This is a genomic window from Paracoccus jeotgali (assembly GCF_002865605.1).
In the GTDB taxonomy this organism is placed as follows: Bacteria; Pseudomonadota; Alphaproteobacteria; order Rhodobacterales; family Rhodobacteraceae; genus Paracoccus; species Paracoccus jeotgali.
Genome location: NZ_CP025583.1, coordinates 2568854 through 2588044 on the forward strand (window position 1 = coordinate 2568854; position 19191 = coordinate 2588044).

The 19191-nt window shown below is 67.3% G+C and carries 14 protein-coding genes and 1 pseudogene; 4 read left to right on the forward strand and 11 right to left on the reverse strand.

All coding sequences use genetic code 11. The features are described from left to right. The first annotated feature begins 59 nt into the window (after nucleotides 1-59). From CYR75_RS12495 to CYR75_RS12505, 3 genes are read left to right on the forward strand one after another with little or no spacing between them, the layout of a single operon-like run. A complete protein-coding gene (locus tag CYR75_RS12495; RefSeq protein ID WP_101500333.1) occupies nucleotides 60-2240 on the forward strand; it encodes a glycosyltransferase family protein in 2181 nt (726 codons plus the stop codon). Then, complete coding sequence (locus tag CYR75_RS12500; RefSeq protein WP_101500334.1) at nucleotides 2237-3313, forward strand: hypothetical protein; 1077 nt, start codon at nucleotides 2237-2239, stop codon at nucleotides 3311-3313. Before CYR75_RS12495 ends, CYR75_RS12500 begins: the two co-directional genes overlap by 4 nt. A gap of 18 nt (nucleotides 3314-3331) precedes the next feature. Then, entirely contained in the window at nucleotides 3332-4141 is an 810-nt protein-coding gene (locus CYR75_RS12505) for a Stf0 family sulfotransferase (protein WP_101500335.1), read from the forward strand. A gap of 2 nt (nucleotides 4142-4143) precedes the next feature. Here the strand turns inward: CYR75_RS12505 and CYR75_RS12510 are convergent, their stop codons facing one another. The 11 genes and pseudogenes from CYR75_RS12510 to glpD all read right to left on the reverse strand — a co-directional run bounded on the left by CYR75_RS12510 (nucleotide 4144) and on the right by glpD (nucleotide 18160). Then, entirely contained in the window at nucleotides 4144-4953 is an 810-nt protein-coding gene (locus tag CYR75_RS12510) for a Stf0 family sulfotransferase (RefSeq protein WP_101500336.1), read from the reverse strand. 93 nt (nucleotides 4954-5046) lie between these two features. Further along, the gene (locus CYR75_RS12515; RefSeq protein ID WP_101500337.1) at nucleotides 5047-7566 is read right to left on the reverse strand and encodes a glycosyltransferase; all 2520 of its coding nucleotides are present in this window, start codon (nucleotides 7564-7566) and stop codon (nucleotides 5047-5049) included. A gap of 112 nt (nucleotides 7567-7678) precedes the next feature. Further along, a pseudogene (locus CYR75_RS12520) lies at nucleotides 7679-8826 on the reverse strand (iron-containing alcohol dehydrogenase). A gap of 5 nt (nucleotides 8827-8831) precedes the next feature. Beyond that, nucleotides 8832-10322: a glycerol kinase GlpK gene (gene glpK / locus CYR75_RS12525; protein WP_101500338.1), complete on the reverse strand. Its 1491-nt coding sequence runs from the start codon at nucleotides 10320-10322 to the stop codon at nucleotides 8832-8834. A gap of 78 nt (nucleotides 10323-10400) precedes the next feature. Next, a complete protein-coding gene (locus CYR75_RS12530; protein ID WP_101500339.1) occupies nucleotides 10401-12122 on the reverse strand; it encodes an ABC transporter substrate-binding protein in 1722 nt (573 codons plus the stop codon). 68 nt (nucleotides 12123-12190) lie between these two features. After that, nucleotides 12191-12616: a DUF2160 domain-containing protein gene (locus CYR75_RS12535; RefSeq protein ID WP_192876658.1), complete on the reverse strand. Its 426-nt coding sequence runs from the start codon at nucleotides 12614-12616 to the stop codon at nucleotides 12191-12193. A gap of 15 nt (nucleotides 12617-12631) precedes the next feature. Further along, a complete protein-coding gene (locus CYR75_RS12540; RefSeq protein WP_101500340.1) occupies nucleotides 12632-13435 on the reverse strand; it encodes a carbohydrate ABC transporter permease in 804 nt (267 codons plus the stop codon). After that, nucleotides 13435-14322 carry a carbohydrate ABC transporter permease gene (locus CYR75_RS12545; RefSeq protein ID WP_101500341.1) on the reverse strand — a complete coding sequence of 296 codons (888 nt, stop codon included), beginning with the start codon at nucleotides 14320-14322 and terminating at the stop codon, nucleotides 13435-13437. Before CYR75_RS12545 ends, CYR75_RS12540 begins: the two co-directional genes overlap by 1 nt. Beyond that, a complete protein-coding gene (locus CYR75_RS12550; protein ID WP_101500342.1) occupies nucleotides 14322-15407 on the reverse strand; it encodes an ABC transporter ATP-binding protein in 1086 nt (361 codons plus the stop codon). Before CYR75_RS12550 ends, CYR75_RS12545 begins: the two co-directional genes overlap by 1 nt. A gap of 1 nt (nucleotide 15408) precedes the next feature. Next, nucleotides 15409-16491 (reverse strand): ABC transporter ATP-binding protein, encoded by a 1083-nt coding sequence (locus CYR75_RS12555; protein ID WP_101500343.1) that lies wholly within the window; start codon nucleotides 16489-16491, stop codon nucleotides 15409-15411. 55 nt (nucleotides 16492-16546) lie between these two features. Continuing rightward, a complete protein-coding gene (glpD, locus tag CYR75_RS12560; protein ID WP_101500344.1) occupies nucleotides 16547-18160 on the reverse strand; it encodes a glycerol-3-phosphate dehydrogenase in 1614 nt (537 codons plus the stop codon). A gap of 196 nt (nucleotides 18161-18356) precedes the next feature. Between glpD and CYR75_RS12565 the strand changes: the two genes are divergently transcribed. Continuing rightward, nucleotides 18357-19130: a DeoR/GlpR family DNA-binding transcription regulator gene (locus CYR75_RS12565; protein ID WP_101500345.1), complete on the forward strand. Its 774-nt coding sequence runs from the start codon at nucleotides 18357-18359 to the stop codon at nucleotides 19128-19130. Nucleotides 19131-19191: the final 61 nt, after the last annotated feature.

Here is a 19191-nt window from a genome sequence, read left to right on the forward strand (position 1 = left end):
ATGGGGCGGCCCAGCAGGCGGCGGGATCGCGCAGATATCTGGCCAATGGGACGTCCGGCATGAACCCGAAAGCGATCTTGCAGAAACTGGCGGCCAAGCGACGTGAGCGCGCCCAGATCGGCCAGATCGCGCCGCTGATCGACCGCGACTATTACCTGACCCAGAACCCCGATGTCGCGGCGGCGGGAATCGACCCGGTGCTGCATTACCTGCGCGAGGGCTGGCGCGAGGGCCGCGACCCCGCGCCCGAATTCTCGACCGCCGCCTATCTCGCCGCCCATCCCGAGGCCGAGGCGCAGAACCTCAACCCGCTGCTGCACAAGCTGGCGCAGGCGGCGGCGCTGCCCGCCTATGAACCCACGGCAGACGAGATCGCCCTGGCGCGGGACGCCTTTGACGCCGATTTCTATCTTGCGCAGAACCCCGACATCGCCCGCGCCGGGCTGGACCCGTTGCTGCATTACCTGCGCACCGGCTGGCGCGAGGGCAGCGACCCGCATCCGGATTTCTCGACCGACGGCTATCTGTCGATCAACCGCGACGTCGCGCAGGGCGGCCAGCATCCGCTGCTGCATTACCTGCAATATGGCCGGGCCGAGGGGCGGCTGCTGCCCACCCCGCTTGAACACCGCGCCGGGACCATGCCCGGCATCGCCGCCATCCGCGAGGAATTCGACGCTGCGTTCTACCTGAGCCAGTATCCCGATGTGCGCGAGTCAGGCGCCGATCCGGTCGAGCATTACTGGCTGACCGGCTGGCGCGAGGGGCGCGATCCCACGCCCGAATTCTCGACCCGGCATTATCTGGAGAGCAACCCCGACCTGCTGACCGCGGCGCTGCCGATGAACCCGTTCTGGCATTATCTGGTCAGCGGCCGGGCCGAGGGCCGCGCCCCCCGCCATCCCGGCGGCGAGAGGGTCGAGCGGCTGCGCCACATGCTGCCGCTTGAAGACGAGATCGCCGCCCGCCCGGCCAAGCCCGCCCCCGACGCGCTGCTGAGCGGGGCCGAGATCGCGGCGCTGATCCTGAAACCCGGCGCGGCCCCGGATCGGCTGATCTTTGCGCTTGGTCATGACAACTACCTGCGCGTCAGCGGCGGCGTGCAGTTCTGCATCCACCGCGAGCAGCAGGTCGCCAACGATCAGGGCGCGGCCTATCTGAACCTGCACCCGTGGCGCCCGCTGCCCCGGCTGGCGCATGATCCCGATCCGCTGATGGGTCTGGTGCTGAACGGGGCCGAGATCGGCGTCGCCCCGGTTTCGGCCGTGGTCATGGCGGCGCGGCTGATCGCGCCGCGTCTGGATGATCTGCGCGTGGTGATCCACCAGCTTCTGGGGCATCTGCCGGAGCAGGTGACACGGCTGATCGCCGCCACCGGGCGGGGCGAGGCGTGGCTGTGGCTGCACGACTACATCACGCTCTGCCCCAGCCCGGCGCTGCTGCGCAACGGCGTCAGCTTTTGCGGCGCGCCGCCCGTCACCTCGACCGAGTGCGGCCTGTGCCGCTTTGGTGCCGAGCGGATCAGCCATCTGGACCGCATCCGGGCGCTGTTTCAGGCGGCGCGCATCCATGTCGTCGCCCCCTCGCAGGTGGCGCTGGATCTGTGGCGGCGGGCGGGCGATCTGCCTGCGGCCTCGGAAACCGTGCTGCCGCACGCGACACTGGCCGGCCCCGATCCGGTGGACGCGCCCGAGGACGCGGGCGACCCCCACCCGATCACTCTGGGGTTTGCAGGCATCCCGCTGCCGCACAAGGGCTGGCCGCTGTTCGAAAACCTGCTGATCCGCCATCGCCGCGACCCGCGCTTTCGCTTCGTCTATTTCGGCGTCGGCGAGCCGTCCCTGTTCGCGGCCGAGCGCGTGCCGGTCCATGTCACCGCCGACGCGCCCGATGCCATGATCGACGCCATCGCTGCGTCGGGTTGCGACCTGATCCTGCATTGGGCCAGCTGTCACGAGACGTTCTCGCTGTCGACATACGAGGCCATGGTCGGCGGCGCCTTCGTCGTCACCAATGCCGGTTCGGGCAATGTCGCCGCGGTCGTCCGCCGGACCGGACGCGGTGTCGTGCTGGCGGATCAGGACGATCTGACAGCCTTCCTGAATGACGGCCGCGCCGCGCGACTGGCCGCCGCCAGCCGGGCGAGCCGCGCCGCCGGTCTGCCGCAGCGCCGGATGGGGGCGATGATCCATGACCTGTGGCAGCGCGCCGACCCTGCCGCCCGCGAGGCCCGCAGATGAGCATCCACGCCTTCACAAGCTGCTCTTACAGCTATCTCAACCGCGCCCGCGTGCTGGCGAAAACGCTGAAACAGCAGCATCCGGACTGGGTGTTGTGGCTGGTGATGACCGACAAGCCGCCGCCCGGCTTCGACCCTGACCCCAAGGCCTTCGGCTTCGACGCCATGCTGACCGCCGAGGATCTGTTCGGCGACGAGACCGAAAGCTGGCTGTTCGGCCACGACATTGTCGAGGCCTGCACCGCCGTCAAGGGCCGCGCCTGCGTGCATCTGCTGGATCAGCCCGGCTGCGAAAAGCTGTTCTATTTCGACCCCGACATCGCCGTGCTGAACCCGATGGACGAGGTGGTGGCGCTGCTGGACGACCACGCGATCGTGCTGACCCCGCATCAGGTCGAGGCCGAGCCCGCCTCGCGCCCCCTCGCCATCCGCGACAACGAGATCGAGTCGCTGCAATACGGCGTCTTCAACCTGGGCTTCATCGCGCTTGCCAATGATGCCGAGGGCCGCCGCTTTGCCGCCTGGTGGGACGACCGGCTGCATGACTGGTGCCATGACGACCTGCAACTGGGCATCTTCGTGGACCAGAAATGGTGCAATCTGGTGCCATGCTTCTTCGACCGGGTGAAGGTGCTGCGCGATCCGGGCTATAACGTGGCAAGCTGGAACCTCAGCCAGCGGCGCATGTCCTATGACGATCAGGGCCGGGCGCTGATCAATGGCCGGTCGCTGCGCTTCTATCACTTCACCAAGCTGGGCGCGGTGGGCGACATGATGACTCAGCGCTATGCCGGCGACAATATCGAGATCTACGAGCTGTGGTGGTGGTATCGCCATCAGGTCGCCGCCGCCACCAGCGACCGCATCCCGCCCGGCTGGTGGCATTACGGCCATTTCGACAATGGCGAGACGATCCCGAAATCCGCCCGCATCCTCTATCGCCGCGACAAGCAGCTGCAGGCCGACTATCCCCGGCCGCTGACCACCGGCGCGGGCAGCTTTCACGACTGGCTGCGGCGCGAGACGACGCTTTTGTCCGAAACCCCCGACCCAGGCCGCTTTGCGCCGGTCTGAACCAGAACGAGGGCCGCGATGAGGACCACCGATTTTCTGATCAAGGGCAATGTCCACGAAACCGGCATTGCGAGCCATTTTCAGGGCCGCACCCGATACCGCGTCGACACGCCGCTGTTCCCGACCCCGCTGACGGTGCTGCTGTTCACCAATCGCTGCGGCTCGAACCTGTTCGGCGACTATCTGCGCGGCACCGGCCGCATCGCGGGCCTGACCGAATCGCTGAACCATCAAGAGGTCGTCCGCCGCGCCACCGCCAGCGGGATCGCCAACTATCCCGACTATTTCGCCAGCCAGGTCAACGAGGCGCTGCAGGACGGGCCGACCCATTACGGCGTCAAGGCCAGCGCCGGGCAATTGGCCATGCTGCAGCGCTGGAACATCACCGGCATGTTCAACGGCTTGGTGGTGCTGCGGGTGGTGCGCGAGAACCTGCTGGCGCAGGCGGTGTCGATGCTGATCGCCAGCCAGACCGGGAAATGGGCCAGCTTCGTCACCGGCGCGGACAAGGCGCCGCCGGAATATGATTTCGACGGGATCGTGAAGTGGCTGAACCGCTTCAATCAGGAAAACGGCGCCGGGCAGTTGCTGACCGCGTCCCTCGGCGTGCCGCATCTGACCGTCACCTACGAGGTGTTTCGCGATGACCCGCTGCCCTGGGTGCAGTCGGCGCTGCGCCTGCTGGGTCAGGATGTGGATGGGGTGACAGTGGCGCCGCCCTCGCTCAGCAAGCAGGCCGACGCCACCAACCACGCCTTCCGCGAGCGGTTCCGCGCCGATCTGGTCGAGCGGATGCGAGGCGGCGGGCCGGAACTGGGCCTGATCTGACGCTAGGGATGCAGCGCCAGCAGCGCCGCGCGGTCCTGATCGACGCGGCGCAGCAACTCGGCCTGTTCGGCGCGGAACCGCTCGGCAAAGGCCTGGTTCTTGTCGGTGCCGATCTTGCGGTGGCGCGAGGACAGCTTGACCGTCTGCGGCAGCGTCACGCCCAGGTTTGCGGCGAAATCGCGGGTTGCCGTCTCTGCCCCGTCGCGGGTGATCTGCTCATAGGACAGCCGCACGGGTCGCAGCGCGTGGGCGGCGATAATCGCCTCGATTCCGGCCTCGGCCTCGCGAATGCGGTTGACCCACCAGGCGATCTGCTCGGCATCATATTCATGCGCGGCGTCGCTTTCGGCAATCGTCGCGTCGTCGCTGATCGCGGAATGGCTGACGCTGGTGCGGACCATCTTGTGCATCGAGATCGCCTGCGCGACGATATCGCGCCGGATCAGAAAAAAGAACGCCGCCGCCGGAAACCGCTGCAGGAACGCCTCGGGGCTGCCGAACAGGCGGGTCATCTGGTGATAGGTGATCTCGGCCCCGAAGACATCCCCCTTGGCCTGCGAGCGGGTGACGGCGGTGACGAACTGGTCCAGATCGCGCGCCCCGCAATGGCGGCTGGCGATCAGGATATGTTCGGGGTTGAACCACTCTTTCGGGATGCCCATCGCGCCGGTCTGGGTCAGCAGGCTGTTCAGCCATGTGCTGCCGCTGCGCGGGGTGAACAGGATGAAATAGGTTTTCGCCGGGGCGGGGCGGCTGGACCAGTGGTGATAGGTGCTCTGGTCGGCCTCGGGGTCGAAAAACTGGGGCGGCATAGTTCATCCTTGGCGGGGTCGCTGCCCGTCTTTAGCCGAAGCGAAGCGGAGCCGCACTAGGCCCGGCCGATTTTCTTGTCCCGAATCCGCGTGCTAGCTGGCAGTCATCGAATCGACCATGGCCTGCAGATCGCCCGGCCCCTGCGGGATCGGCAGCACGCCGCCCTGCCCCCGCTCGGCCGCATGGCTGGCCACGCTGTCGCCCTGCGCCCCCAGATCGAAGGCCCAGACCGGCAGACCGGTGGCCAGACATTCATGGGTGGTAAAAGAAAACGTCTCGGGCACGATGGACGGGATCAGCCAGCAGGTGATGCCATAGCGGGACACGAGCGCCGGGATGTCGGCGGGCTTGTAATGTCCGTGCACCCGCGCCGAGGGCGCCAGCGGATAGGACGGATCGACGCTGCCGATCACCGCCAACTGCGCCTGCCCGCTGCGTGCCAGCAGCGCGGACAGGTCGCGCAGCACCGTCGCGCCCTTGTGCAGCCCGATATTGCCCAGCACCCCGATCACCGGCGGCGCATCCGGCGCGGGCTTGGGCAGTTCCGGCACCACATGCAGCATCCGGTGCGGCGTGACGGCGATCTTGGCCGCATGGTCGGGATAGGCCGCGGCGACGATGCCGGCGCCGTTATCGGAAAACACCTCCAGCCGATCCGCGCGCGCCATCAGCCGCCCCCACGCCGCGCGCCATTGCGCCAGCGTCACGCGCTGGCCGTCCGGCGTCACCAGCTCATGCGCGGGGTCGGTGTTGGTTTCGGCCTCGGGCACGCCGCGATAGACCTCGTCACTGTCCAGCAGCGTGTAAGAGGGGCTGAGCGGGAAGTAGTCGTGAAACAGCACCTCGAGCCGGTCGCCCGACCCCTGACACAGCGCCAGCAGGATGTCCGGCAGCGACATCGGATCGCGGTCGCCGACGCCGCAGGAATAGATCACCGTCTTCTCCGGCACGAGGTTCAGCAGATGCAGCATCAGCTCGGTGTCGTCCGTCTCGGCGCGGGTGACGCCGATGGGGGTCGCAAGCTCGATCTGCCAGCGCGACAGCCCGCCGACGCGCAGCATGACCGGCGTATCCCCCGCCTTCAGGTCCAGCCGCGCCCGGCGCGCCGCGTCATGTTCGGCCCCGCCGCCCATGTCATGGACCAGATAGACCCGCACCCGCCCGCCTTTTCCCCGTGCATCCGGCCCGCGCGTCGCCGCCCAGGCCAGACCCCAGGCCAGCCGCGAGGCCAGCAGCGGGTCGTTGCGGATAAAGCTTTGCACCTGCGCGTCGAATTGCGGGTAGCGGGTCGAGATCACGACGCTGTTCTGCCGCATCAACTGCTGCTTGGCCTCGGACCCGAACGAGACGCCGCCGCGATGTTCCACGAACAGCCCGCCCAGCCCCAGATTGCGCCCACCGCGCAGCCGCGCCCGCTGGCACCAGTCGACCTCTTCGCCATAGCCCTTGCCGAAGCTGGTGTCGAATTCCGGCAGGGCGCGCAGATATTCGACGTTCATCGCCATGCAGAAGCCGACGCCCGTCGGCGCCTCGGCGCGCTGCCCGGCGCCCAGCCGGTCGGCCAGCAGCGCGTCCATCGCGTCCAACTGACCCGGCGCCAGATCGCTGCGCTTGGTGATGACCGGCGCGTTGAAGATCTCGGCATCGTTCGACATCGGCGTGACGCTGGCGACATCGGCGGAATGGCGGATCGGCGCCAGCAGACGGCTAGCCCAGCCCTGCGGGACCAGCGCGTCGGCGTTCAGCAGCACGACATGGCCGCCATCCACCAGCGCGGTCTGGAAGCCGCGATTGACCGACTGGATGAAGCCCAGATTGCTGTCATTCTCGAGCAGCGTGACCCGGCTTTCGTCCTGCTGGCCCACCCAGTCGCGCAGCCACGGCCGGACGCGGGGATCGGGTGAGGCATCCTCGATCAGGATCAGGTGAAAGGGCAGGTCAGTGTGGCGCAGCACCCGGCCCAGAACCTCGGGCAGCAGGTCAAAGCCGTCATAGATAGGGACGATGATGCTGATCCGCCCGCCGGGCAGCCCCGGCAGCGGCCGGTCGTCGTCGGGCGCAAAGGCCTGCGCGTCGATGCGGACCGGGCGGGACTGGTCGTTCAGGCCGAGTGCGGCCTTGATCCTGACCGCACTGGCCGCGTCGCGGCGGCGCAGCCAGGCGAGCGCGGCGGGCGAGGCGCGGATCACGTCGCGGGCAAAGGGCGGGATCTGACGCAGCCGCATCAGCGCCAGCTCGCGCCGGCGGATGGCGGCGATGGGATAGACCAGCGTCTCTGCCCCGCGCCGGATCCACACGCTGGCCGGCCCGTCGGCGAGGGGCAGTTCCAGAATAAAGCCGGAATTGTCGCCCGCCATGTCGCCGAACATCGACCGCACGTCGCGCCGGCTGATCGAGGGTGCGGATTCGACCTGCTGTTCGGCGCTGCCAAGGCCCACCCGCTCGGCCACGGCCCAGCCCTTGACCCGCAACCGGCCGTCCTCGACCATGATATCGTCGACCTGCCCGATCCGTCTGCCGCTGCGGTCGAGGATCATGAAGCCGGGCTTGCGCAGCCGTCCATGCCGACGGGCATAGCGGTTGAAGACACTCAGCAGCAGTCTCGACAGCATGGGGTCCGCCCGTCTTCAGGAACGCCGCGTCACTTGACAGGGCGGTGGTCGTGCTATGACGAATCCGCCGCTGCGGTGCAACCGGGGGACAGCGGGAAATCGCCTTGCCGGCCTATGCCGCCTGCGCCAGAACCTCGCACAGATCGGCTGGCGGCAGATCGACCGGGTTGCCCTTGAACGAGGAACTCTGCCGCGCGGCCTCCGCGACCTGCTGGTGCTGCGCTGACGGCAAGCCCTGCGCCGTCAGGCCGGGCAGGCCATTGTCCCGCGCCCAGCGGGCAAGGGCGCCGGGGGCATCGCCGCCCGCCACGCCCAGCACACCGCCCAGCAGATCGCACAGCACATCTAGCCGCCGGGCCGCCTCGCCCGTCGCGCGGCGGCGGTTCATCGCGATCACCGGCCCCAGCAGCGCGCCGCAGATCGCGCCATGAGCCGCGCCCGTCACCCCGCCGATGACGCCCGCCAGCCCATGCACCGCGCCCAGCCCGCCATTCGCCAGCGCCATCCCGCCCGACAGGCTGACCCAGGCCATGACATCGCGCGCCGCCGCGTCCTCGGCCTGCATCAGCCGTTGCAGCGAGGTCAGGCCGGGCGCGATCACCGGCCATGACAGCGCGTCTGTAAAGGGCGTCGCGCGGCACGAGACGAAGGGCTCGATCACCTGCGCCAGCGCGTCGAGGCCCGATCCCAGCGTCACCGCCGCAGGCGTCCCGTCGGTCAGCGCCGGATCGACAATGGCAAGCCGGGGCAGCATCCGCGCATCGCGCAATGAGACCTTGCGGCCGTGGTCGGGCAGGCCGATGACGGCGTTGCGGGTCGCCTCGGCCCCGGTACCGGCGGTCGTCGGCAGCGCCACGAAGGGCAGCGGATCGGCGGTCAGCGGCAGCGCGCGGCCCACCACCTCGAGATGGTCGAGCGGGTCGCCCGGCGCCGGGATCAGCGCCGCCAGCGCCTTGCCCATGTCGATTGCCGCACCCCCGCCAGCGCCGCCACCCACAGCGGGTCGGCGCGGCGCGCGGTGGCCAGCGCCTCGGTCAGCATCGGCAGCGTCGGCTCTACCGCGCAGGGCAGCGCGGTGACGCAGACGCCCTGCGCGCGCAGCGCCGTCAGCAGCCATTCGGCCCGTGACGGATCGGCGCCGTGGACGATCAGCCCGCGATCGCCAAGCGCCGCGATCAGCGCCGGCGCCTGCGCCGCCTGACCCCGCCCGAACAGGATCTGCCCCGGCAGGGCGATGGAAAACGGGCCCGCCGCCAGCATCACGCTCACGTCGCGGCGATGGTGGCGGCGACGGCGCGCTGCCAGCGGGCGTATTTGGCGTCCCGCGTCTCGGCCTTCATCTGTGGGGTGAAACGCCGCTCGAGCTGCCAGCTTTCGGCAAAGCCCTCCTGATCAGGGCAGACCCCGGCGCGCATCCCGGCCAGCCAGGCGGCACCCAAGGCGGTCGTTTCGGTCACCGTCGGGCGGTCCACCGGCGCGCCCAGGATATCGGACAGAAACTGCATCCCCCAATCCGAGGCGACCATCCCGCCATCGACCCGCAGCACATCCGGCTCCGATCCGCCCGGCCAGTCCGCGCGCATCGCCTCGAGCAGGTCGCGGGTCTGGAAGCCGACGCTTTCCAGCGCCGCCCGCGCGAATTCGGCCGGGCCAGAGTTGCGGGTCAGCCCAAAGATCGCCCCCCGGCTTTCCGGCCGCCAATAGGGCGCGCCGAGCCCGGTGAAGGCCGGCACCAGCACCAGATCCTGCGTCGGATCGGCAGCCTCGGCCAAGGGCTGCGTTTCGGCGGCGTGGCGGATGATCTGCAACCCGTCGCGCAGCCATTGCACCACCGCGCCCGCGATGAAAATCGAGCCTTCAAGCCCATACGTCGTGCGCCCGTCCAGCCGCGACATGATCGTGGTCAACAGCCGGTTCGAGGACGCGACCATCTGATCGCCGGTGTTGAGCAGCGCAAAGCACCCCGTCCCATAGGTCGATTTCAGCATTCCCGGCTGGAAACACGCCTGCCCCATCGAGGCCGCCTGCTGATCGCCCGCGACGCCCAGAATCGGGATCTCGCGCCCGAACAGGTCGGGGCGGGTGGTGCCGAAATCGGCGGCGCAGTCCAGCACCTCGGGCAGCAGCGCGCGGGGGATGTCCAGCAGCGCCAGCAATTCGTCGTCCCAGCAGTTGCGGCCGATGTCGAACAGCATGGTGCGCGCGGCGTTGGTGGCGTCGGTGACATGGCGCTTGCCGCCGGTCAGGTTCCAGATCAGCCAGCTATCCACGGTGCCAAAGGCCAGCTCGCCCCGTTCGGCCCGCGTCCGCGCGTCCGGGATGTGATCGAGCAGCCATTTCACCTTGGTGCCCGAGAAATAGGGGTCGAGCAGCAGCCCGGTCCGGGCCGTGATCATCGGCTCATGCCCGTCCTGCTTCAGCGCCTCGCAGATATCGGCGGTGCGGCGGTCCTGCCAGACGATGGCGCGGTGCAGGGGCTGGCCGGTGGCGCGATCCCACAGCAGCGTCGTCTCGCGCTGGTTGGTGATGCCGATGGCGGCGATGTCGCGCGTGCCAAGCCCGGCCTTCTCGATCACCGCCCGCGCGGTCGAGGCGGTCGTCGTCCACAGATCCAGCGCGTCATGTTCCACCCAGCCCGCCTGCGGGTAATGCTGCGGAAACTCTTCTTGCGCGGTGGCGACGGGATGCAGCCGGGTGTCGAACAGGATGGCGCGGGACGAGGTCGTGCCCTGGTCGATGGCAAGGATATGGGTCATGGCGCGGGTCCGTTCGGCAGGAAAATCGGTCCGGGGCGGGCGGGTGTTGCCCGCCCCGGTGTCAGGATCGTGCCCGGCTTATTGCCAGGACTTGATCAGCTCGTCATAGGACACGGTTTCGCCCTGCGGCTTTTCGTTGTCCAGCTTGGCCACCGGTGCGCCTTCGGCATCCAGCCATTCCTGAGGGTCCTTTTCCTCATTCAGCTTCGGGCCCAGATCGCCCTGCACGCCAGCCCGTTCCAGCCGTTCCAGCACGCGTTCCTGTTCCGCGCACAGCGAATCGAGCGCCTCTTGCGGGGTCTTGGCGCCCGACAGCGCATCACCGATGTTCTGCCACCAAAGCTGCGCCAGCTTGGGATAGTCGGGGATGTTGGTGCCGGTGGGCGACCATTGGGTGCGGGCGGGCGAGCGGTAGAACTCGATCAGCCCGCCCAGCTTGGGCGCGCGTTCGGTGAAGGATTCGTCCTGCACCGTCGATTCGCGGATGAAGGTCAGCCCGACATGGGATTTCTTCACATCCACCGTCTTCGAGGTGACGAACTGCGCATACAGCCACGCCGCCTGCGCGCGATCGACCGGGGTCGATTTCATCAGCGTCCAGGACCCCACATCCTGATAGCCGATCTTGGTCCCCTCGCTCCAATAGGCGCCGTGGGGGCTGGGGGCCATGCGCCATTTCGGGGTGCCGTCCTCGTTCATGACCGGGGTGCCGTCCTTGACCATGTCGGCGGTAAAGGTGGTGTACCAGAACATCTGCTGGGCGATATCGCCCCGCGCCGGGACCGGGCCGGCCTCGCCAAAGGTCATGCCCATCGCCTCGGGCGGGGTATAGGCCTTGAGCCAGTCGATGGCCTTGGTCACCGCATAGACCGCCGCCGCGTCATTGGTCGCGCCGCCGCGCGCCACGCAGGACCCGACCGGACGCGAGTTCTCGTCCACGCGGATGCCCCATTCATCGACCGGCAGGCCGTTGGGTTCCCCCTTGTCGCCCATCCCGGCCATCGACATCCAAGCATCGGTATACCGCCAGCCGAGGCTGGGGTCCTTCTTGCCATAGTCCATGTTGCCCCAGACCTTGGTCGGGCTGCCCTCGACATAGGACATGTCGCGGCCGGTGAAGAACTCTGCGATATCCTCGTAAGCCGACCAGTTGACCGGGACGCCCAGATCGTAGCCATAGGCGGCCTTGAAGTCCGCTTTCGTCTTCTCGTCCGAGAACCAGTCATAGCGGAACCAGTAGAGGTTCGCGAACTGCTGGTCGGGCAGTTGATACAGATCGCCATCGGGCGCGGTGGTGAATTTGAGCCCGAGGAAATCGTCCAGATCCAGCGTCGGGCTGGTGAAGTCCTTGCCCTCGTTCTCCATCCAGTCGGTCAGCGAGCGGGCCTGCTGATAGCGCCAATGGGTGCCGATCAGGTCCGAATCGTTGACATAGCCGTCATAGATGTTCTCGCCCGTCTGCATCTGGGTCTGAAGCTTTTCGACGACGTCGCCCTCGCCGATCAGGTCATGCGTCACCTTGATCCCGGTGATCGCGGTAAAGGCCGGGGCCAGCACCTTGGATTCATATTCATGCGTGGTGATGGTTTCCGAGACCACCTTGATGTCCATCCCCGCCAGCGGTGCGGCGGCGTCGATGAACCACTGCATCTCCTGTTCCTGCTCGTCGCGGGTCAGCGTGGACAGGTCCCCGATCTCGGCATCCAGAAAGGCCTTTGCGGCCTCCATATCTGCCCAGACCGGCGCGCCTGTGACCATCAGCGCAAGCGCCATGGCCGTAGCCGTGTATTTCCGTGTCATTCTTCCCTCCCTTACAGATCTTCATGTGCCCGGGACGTGGTGCCGCCCCCCGGACCCTTTGGCGGTCGTCATACCCAGCGAAACACCGCCGCTGCATAGACGAGGCACAGCGTCAGCCCCCACCAGACCGGGGGACCAAAGAAGAACAGCCAGCCAAGGCAGATGAAGGCCGAGCCCAGCAGCGTGACGAACAGCCGGTCGCCGCGCGTGGTGTCGATGCCCAGAATCCCGCGGCGCGGGGTTTCGGGAAAGCGCACGCCGAGGATGGTGAAGACGATCAGCAGCGCGGCGATGCACCAGAAGAACAGCGCCACCGGGAATGTCCAGGCCATCCAGCCGCCGGGGATCATGGACCCGGTCCAGTCGCGCACGCCGTCCCGCACCGGCACCGCGCTGATCAGAAAGACCAGCGTCCCGCCCAGCAGCAGCGCGGCCCCGGCATAGATCGCGGGCCAGGTGCCGCGCGCTGGCTTGGTCGTTTCGGTTAGCGACATCGCAGCCCCCTTTGCCTAGACGCGGCCAAGGGCAAAGCCCTTGGCGATGTAGTTTCGCACGAACCAGATCACCAGCGCGCCCGGCACGATGGTCAGCACCCCGGCCGCCGCCAGCACACCCCAATCCATCCCCGAGGCGCTGACCGTGCGCGTCATGGTGGCCGCGATGGGCTTGGCATTGACCGAGGTCAGCGTCCGCGACAGCAGCAGTTCCACCCAGGAGAACATGAAGCAGAAGAACGCCGCCACCCCGATCCCGGAGGCGATCAGCGGCATGAAGATCCGCACGAAAAACCGCGGGAAGGAATAGCCGTCGATATAGGCGGTCTCGTCGATCTCGCGCGGGACGCCGCGCATGAAGCCCTCCAGAATCCACACCGCCAGCGGGACGTTGAACAGGCAATGCGCCAGCGCCACCGCGATATGGGTGTCGAACAGCCCGACCGAGGAATAAAGCTGGAAGAACGGCAGCGCGAAGACCGCCGGCGGCGCCATCCGGTTCGACAGCAGCCAGAAGAACAGGTGCTTGTCGCCCATGAAGTTGTAGCGGCTGAACGCATAGGCCGCCGGCAGCGCGACCGTGATCGAGATGACCGTGTTCAACACCACATAGATGATCGAGTTGACGTAACCCATATACCAGCTGGGGTCGGTCAGGATGGTGCGGTAATTGCCGAAGGTCAGGTTTTCGGGAAACAGCGAGAAGGTGCCGATGATCTCGGCATTGGTCTTCAGGCTCATGTTCAGCAGCCAGTAGATCGGCAGCATCAGGAACAGCAGATAGAGCGTCATGACGATGGCAGAGCCGCGGATACGCATCACACCTCCTCCGGGATGTCAGAGGGGTTGCGGTCCATGTTGGTCATGACCGTATAGAAGACCCAGCTGACCAGCAGGATGACCAGGAAATACATCAGCGAGAACGCCGCCGCCGGCCCCAGATCGAACTGCCCCACCGCCATCTTGACCAGATCGATGGACAGGAAGGTGGTCGAGTTGCCCGGCCCGCCGCCGGTGACGACAAAGGGTTCGGTATAGATCATGAAGCTGTCCATGAAGCGCAGCAGCACCGCAATCAGCAGCACACCGCGCATCTTGGGCAGCTCGATATAGCGAAACACCGCCCAGCGGCTGGCCTGATCGATCCGCGCCGCCTGATAATAGGCCTGCGGAATGGATTGCAGCCCGGCATAGCACAGCAGCGCCACAAGGCTGGTCCAGTGCCAGACATCCATGACGATGACCGTGGCCCAGGCATCGAACGGGTCGGCGGTATAGTTATAGTCGATGCCCAGCCGCGCCAGCGTGTGACCCAGCAGCCCGATATCGGTGCGCCCGAAGATCTGCCAGATGGTGCCGACGACGTTGAACGGGATCAGCAGCGGCAGCGCCATCACCACCAGCACAAAGCTGGACCAGACGCCCTTCTTGGGCATGTTCAGCGCGACCAGGATGCCCAGCGGCACCTCGATCGCCAGGATGATGGCGGAAAAGATCGCCTGCCGCCCCAACGCCCCGTGCAGACGCGACGAGTGGATCATCTCGTCGAACCATTCCAGCCCGGCCCAGAAGAACTGGTTGCTGCCAAAGGTGTCGTTGAAGGCATAGTTGACGACCGTCATCAGCGGCAGCACGGCCGAGAAGGCGACGATGACCAGCACCGGCAGCACCAGAAACCACGCCTTGTTGTTCCAGGTCTTTTCCATCACGCGACCCTTTCGCCCACCGGCGCAACGCGCCAGTCGTCCGCATAGAGATTGATCCGTTCCGGCAGAAAAGCAACGCGCACATCGGCCGGCACCGGCTGGCCTTCGGGCACGACGATGTTGAAGGGCGCGCCCGCCACCTCGCCGCGCAGCAGGCGGTGGCGCCCGGCATCCTCGACCCGGTGGACACGCAGCGCCAGCCCTCCCGTCGTCGTCAGCCGGGCATATTCGGGGCGGATGCCGATCTGCACCCGGCCCGGTGGCACGGGGTAATCCGCGCCCAGCGGCACGCGCTCGCCATTGGTCAGCACCGCCTCGGCCCCCTCGATCCGGGCGTCCAGAAAGTTCATGCCGGGCGAGCCGATGAAATAGCCGACAAAGCTGTGGGCCGGGGTCTCGAACAGATCCTGCGGCGTGCCCATCTGGACGACGCGGCCGTCATACATGACCACCACCTTGTCGGCGAAGGTCAGCGCCTCGGTCTGGTCGTGCGTGACATAGATCATCGTGTGGCCGAACTCGCGGTGCAGCTGCTTGAGCTGGGTCCGCAGCTCCCATTTCATATGCGGGTCGATGACGGTCAGAGGCTCGTCGAACAGGATCGCATTCACATCCTCGCGCACCATGCCGCGGCCAAGGCTGATCTTCTGCTTGGCATCCGCCGTCAGCCCCTGCGCGCGGCGCGACAGCATCGATTCCATGCCGATCATCTCGGCGACATGCTGGACGCGGGCGGCGATGTAGTCCGCCGCCATGCCGCGATTGCGCAGCGGAAAGGCCAGATTGTCGCGCACCGTCATGGTGTCATAGACGACCGGAAACTGGAAAACCTGGGCGATGTTACGCTCGGCGGTCGCGGCGTCGGTCACGTCGCGGTCGTCGAACAGAACCCGCCCCTGACTGGGCCGCAGCAGGCCCGAGATGATGTTCAGCAGCGTGGTCTTGCCGCAACCGCTCGACCCCAGCAGCGCATAGGCGCCGCCGTCTTCCCAGACGTGGTCCATCTGTTTGAGCGCATAGTCATCCTCGGACGACGGCTGGGGCAGGTAGCTGTGGGCGAGGTTCTGCAGCGTGATCCGGGCCATGTCAGGCAGCCCTCGCATAGGCGGCGGGCGCGGCAAGCCGGCCCGCATCGTCGAACAGATAGACATGCGCCGGGTCCAGCCACAGCGTCACCGGCTGTTTGCGGGGCAGGTCGTGCACGCCGTCGACCAGCGCCACCCAGCGGTCGTCGCCCCGGGTGACATGCAGGAATGTCTCGGACCCGGTGATCTCGGTCACGTTCAGCAGGCAATCCAGCGCGATGGCGCTTTCGGCGTGACGCGACAGACGCAGGTGATTGGCGCGAAACCCGGCGCGATAGCTGCCGTCGGGCACCCCCGCCGGCGCGCTCGCCTGCGTGGCCACCCCGTCCAGCCGCAACTGGCCCGCCTGCAGGCTGGCAGGCGCGAAATTCATCGGCGGATCGCTGAAGACCCGCGCCGTCACCGCGTCCTGCGGCTGGCGATAGACCTGCATCGTCGGGCCGAACTGGGTCACCCGGCCCTCCCACAGGGTCGCGGTATTGCCGCCCAGCAGCAGCGCCTCTTCGGGTTCGGTGGTGGCATAGACGAAGATCGCGCCCGAGGCTTCGAAGATGCGCGGGATCTCGACCCGCAGCTCTTCGCGCAGCTTGTAATCGAGGTTCGCCAGCGGCTCGTCCAGCAGCACCAGCCCCGCGCCCTTGACCAGCGCGCGGGCCAGCGCGCAACGCTGCTGCTGCCCGCCCGAAAGCTCCAGCGGCTTGCGCGGCAGCATCGGGGTCAGGCGCAGCATTTCGGCGGTGTCGCGCACCTTGCGGTCGATCTCGTCCCGCGGGCGGCCCATGATCCGCAGCGGCGAGGCGATGTTTTCATAAACCGTCAGGCCGGGATAGTTGATGAACTGCTGATAGACCATCGCGACGCCGCGATCCTGCACCCGCTGCCCGGTCACATCGACGCCGTCCCACAGGATGCGCCCGGTATCGGGCCGGTCCAGCCCGGCCATCAGGCGCATCAGGCTGGTCTTGCCCGACAGGGTCGGCCCCAGCAGGACGTTCATCGTGCCATTTTGCAGGCTGAGGCTGGTCGGGTGGATGTGAACCCGACCCGCGACCACGCGCGATACGCCCTGCAGTTGCAGCGTCATTCCCTCGCCTCCTCCCTTTGCCAGCCGCCTTAGATGGCGTCCGGCACCCGTGTCGTTACCCGGCCGCCCGCGCGGGCAGGGCCTGCGTCAGATAGTCGTCCAGCGCCGCGACCTGCGCGGGCGTCAGATGCAGCCCCAGCTTGGTCCGGCGCCACAGGATATCATTGATGCCGCGCGCATATTCGCGCGAGATCAGCCAGTCGATCTCGGCCCCGGTCAGGGTCGCGCCGAAATCGGGGCCCAGATCGGCGGGCGTCGTGGCCGTGCCCAGGATCAGCCGCGCCTCGGTCCCGTAATTGCGGACCAGCCGCGTGGCCCACGCCTCGGTCAGGAACGGATAGTCGCGCCGCAACCGGTCGATCAGGTCGGCCACCCCGTCGACCGGGAAATCGCCGCCCGGCAGGGGCACGCCCGCCGTCCACTTGCCGCCCGCCTGCGGGAAATGCGGGGCGAGCCGCGCCAGCGCGCTTTCGGCCAGCCGCCGATAGGTGGTGATCTTGCCGCCAAACACGTTCAGCAGCGGCGCGCCGCCAGCCTCGTCAATGCTGAGCACATAGTCCCGCGTCGCGGCGGTGGCCGATTTCGCGCCGTCATCATAAAGCGGCCGCACGCCCGAGAAGGTCCAGACCACATCCGCCGCCGTCACCGGTCGGGCGAAATACTGGCTGGCGAAATCGCACAGATAGTCCCGCTCTTCATCGGTGCAATAGGCCTCGGACGGGGGGCCGTCATGGTCCTGATCGGTGGTGCCGATCAGGGTGAAGTCCTGTTCGTACGGGATCGCAAAGATGATCCGCCCGTCGGTGCCCTGAAAGAAATAGCTGCGGTCATGGTCGTAAAGCCGCGGCGTCACGATATGGCTGCCGCGCACCAGCCGCACGCCCTCGCGCGTGTCGATATGGGCCACGTCATGGACCACCTGCGCGACCCAAGGCCCGCCGGCATTGACCAGCGCGCGGGCGCGATAGGTGGCGGGGCCGTTCGGGCCGTCGGTGGCGATCAGCCAGATGCCGTTGTCGCGCCGCGCCTCGATCACCTCGGTCCCGGTCAGGATGGTCGCGCCGCGGGCCTCGGCATCGCGGGCGTTCAGCACCACAAGCCGCGAATCCTGCACCCAGCAATCGCTGTATTCATAGGCCAGCCGGAAGCCCGGCTTCAGCGGCTTGCCGGCGGGGTCGGTCCGCAGGTCCAGCTTGCGCGTGCCGGGCAGGATCTTCCGCCCGCCCAGATTGTCATACATGAACAGCCCCAGCCGGATCAGCCAGGCCGGGCGGCGGCCCTTCATCCACGGCATGACCAGCGACAGCAGACGCGAGGTCGGGGTGTCGCTTTCGAACCGCATATCGGGCGAATAGGGCAGCACGAACCGCATCGGCCAGCTGATATGCGGCATGGCGGTCAGCAGGGTCTCGCGCTCTTCCAGCGCCTCGCGGACCAGCCGGAACTCGAAATACTCAAGATAACGCAGCCCGCCATGGAACAGCTTGGTCGAGGCGGACGAGGTGCCCTGCGCCAGATCGCCCTGCTCGGCCAGCACCACGGACAGCCCGCGCCCGGCGGCATCGCGCGCGATCCCGCAGCCATTGATCCCGCCGCCGATCACGAACAGGTCCGAAATTCCGCTTGCCGCCCTGTCGGTCACATTGCCCCCGTCGAACGCAGATGCCATGGCAGACAGCGTTAGCCCATTCGTCGTGCCGGTCAAGGAAAATCATTCGCAAATGTTCGTTTTTAGCACAAGCGAACATTTTGACGCTGCATCGCGGCGCATATTCGGGCGATTTATCTGATCCGCGGCATGGATTTGCGCTTGAAGGCGCGTTTCCGCTGGGTCACGATTTACGAAGACAAGGCGAGGTGGCGACATGGCGCTCAGCATCCGGCAGAACGAGATCCTGGAACTGGCCCGGGCCGATGGCCGGGTGCTGGTCGACGATCTGGCGCAGCGCTTCGACGTGACGCTGCAGACCATCCGGCGCGATCTGGGCGATCTGGCCGAGGCCGGGCTGCTGGACCGGGTCCATGGCGGCGCGGTGCCGCGCATGGGCATGGTCAATCTGGGTTACGAGGCGCGGCGGCGGCTGCATTCCGACGCCAAGACCGCCATCGCGCAGGCCTGCGCCGAGGCGATTCCCGACAATTCCAGCCTGATCCTGAACATCGGCACCACGACCGAGGCCGTGGCCCATGCGCTGCTGAAACATTCCAACATCACCGTCATCACCAACAACATGAACGTGGCCAACATCCTCGCCGCCAATCCGGGCTGCGAGATCATGGTCGCGGGGGGCGCGCTGCGCCGCTCCGATGGCGGTCTGGTGGGCGAACTGGCGACCCAGTTCATCGAGCAGTTCAAGGTCGATTACGCCATCATCGGCACCTCGGCGCTGGATCTGGACGGCGACATGCTGGATTACGATCTGGCCGAGGTGCGGGTCAGCCGCTCGATCCTGCGGCAGGCGCGGCAGAGCATCCTGGTGACGGATCATTCCAAGCTGGGCCGCTCGGCCCCGGCGCGGATCGCGAGCCTGTCCGAGATCGACCGGCTGTTCACCGACCTGCCCCTGCCCGCGCCGCTGGCCGACCGCTGCCGCGACTGGGGAACCGAGGTGACGGTCTGCCCGGTCGCCGGGGATTAGGGGCAGGTGACGGGCGGGATATGCCGCGATAGGGCGCTATCGGACAGGTCAGACGCGCCCA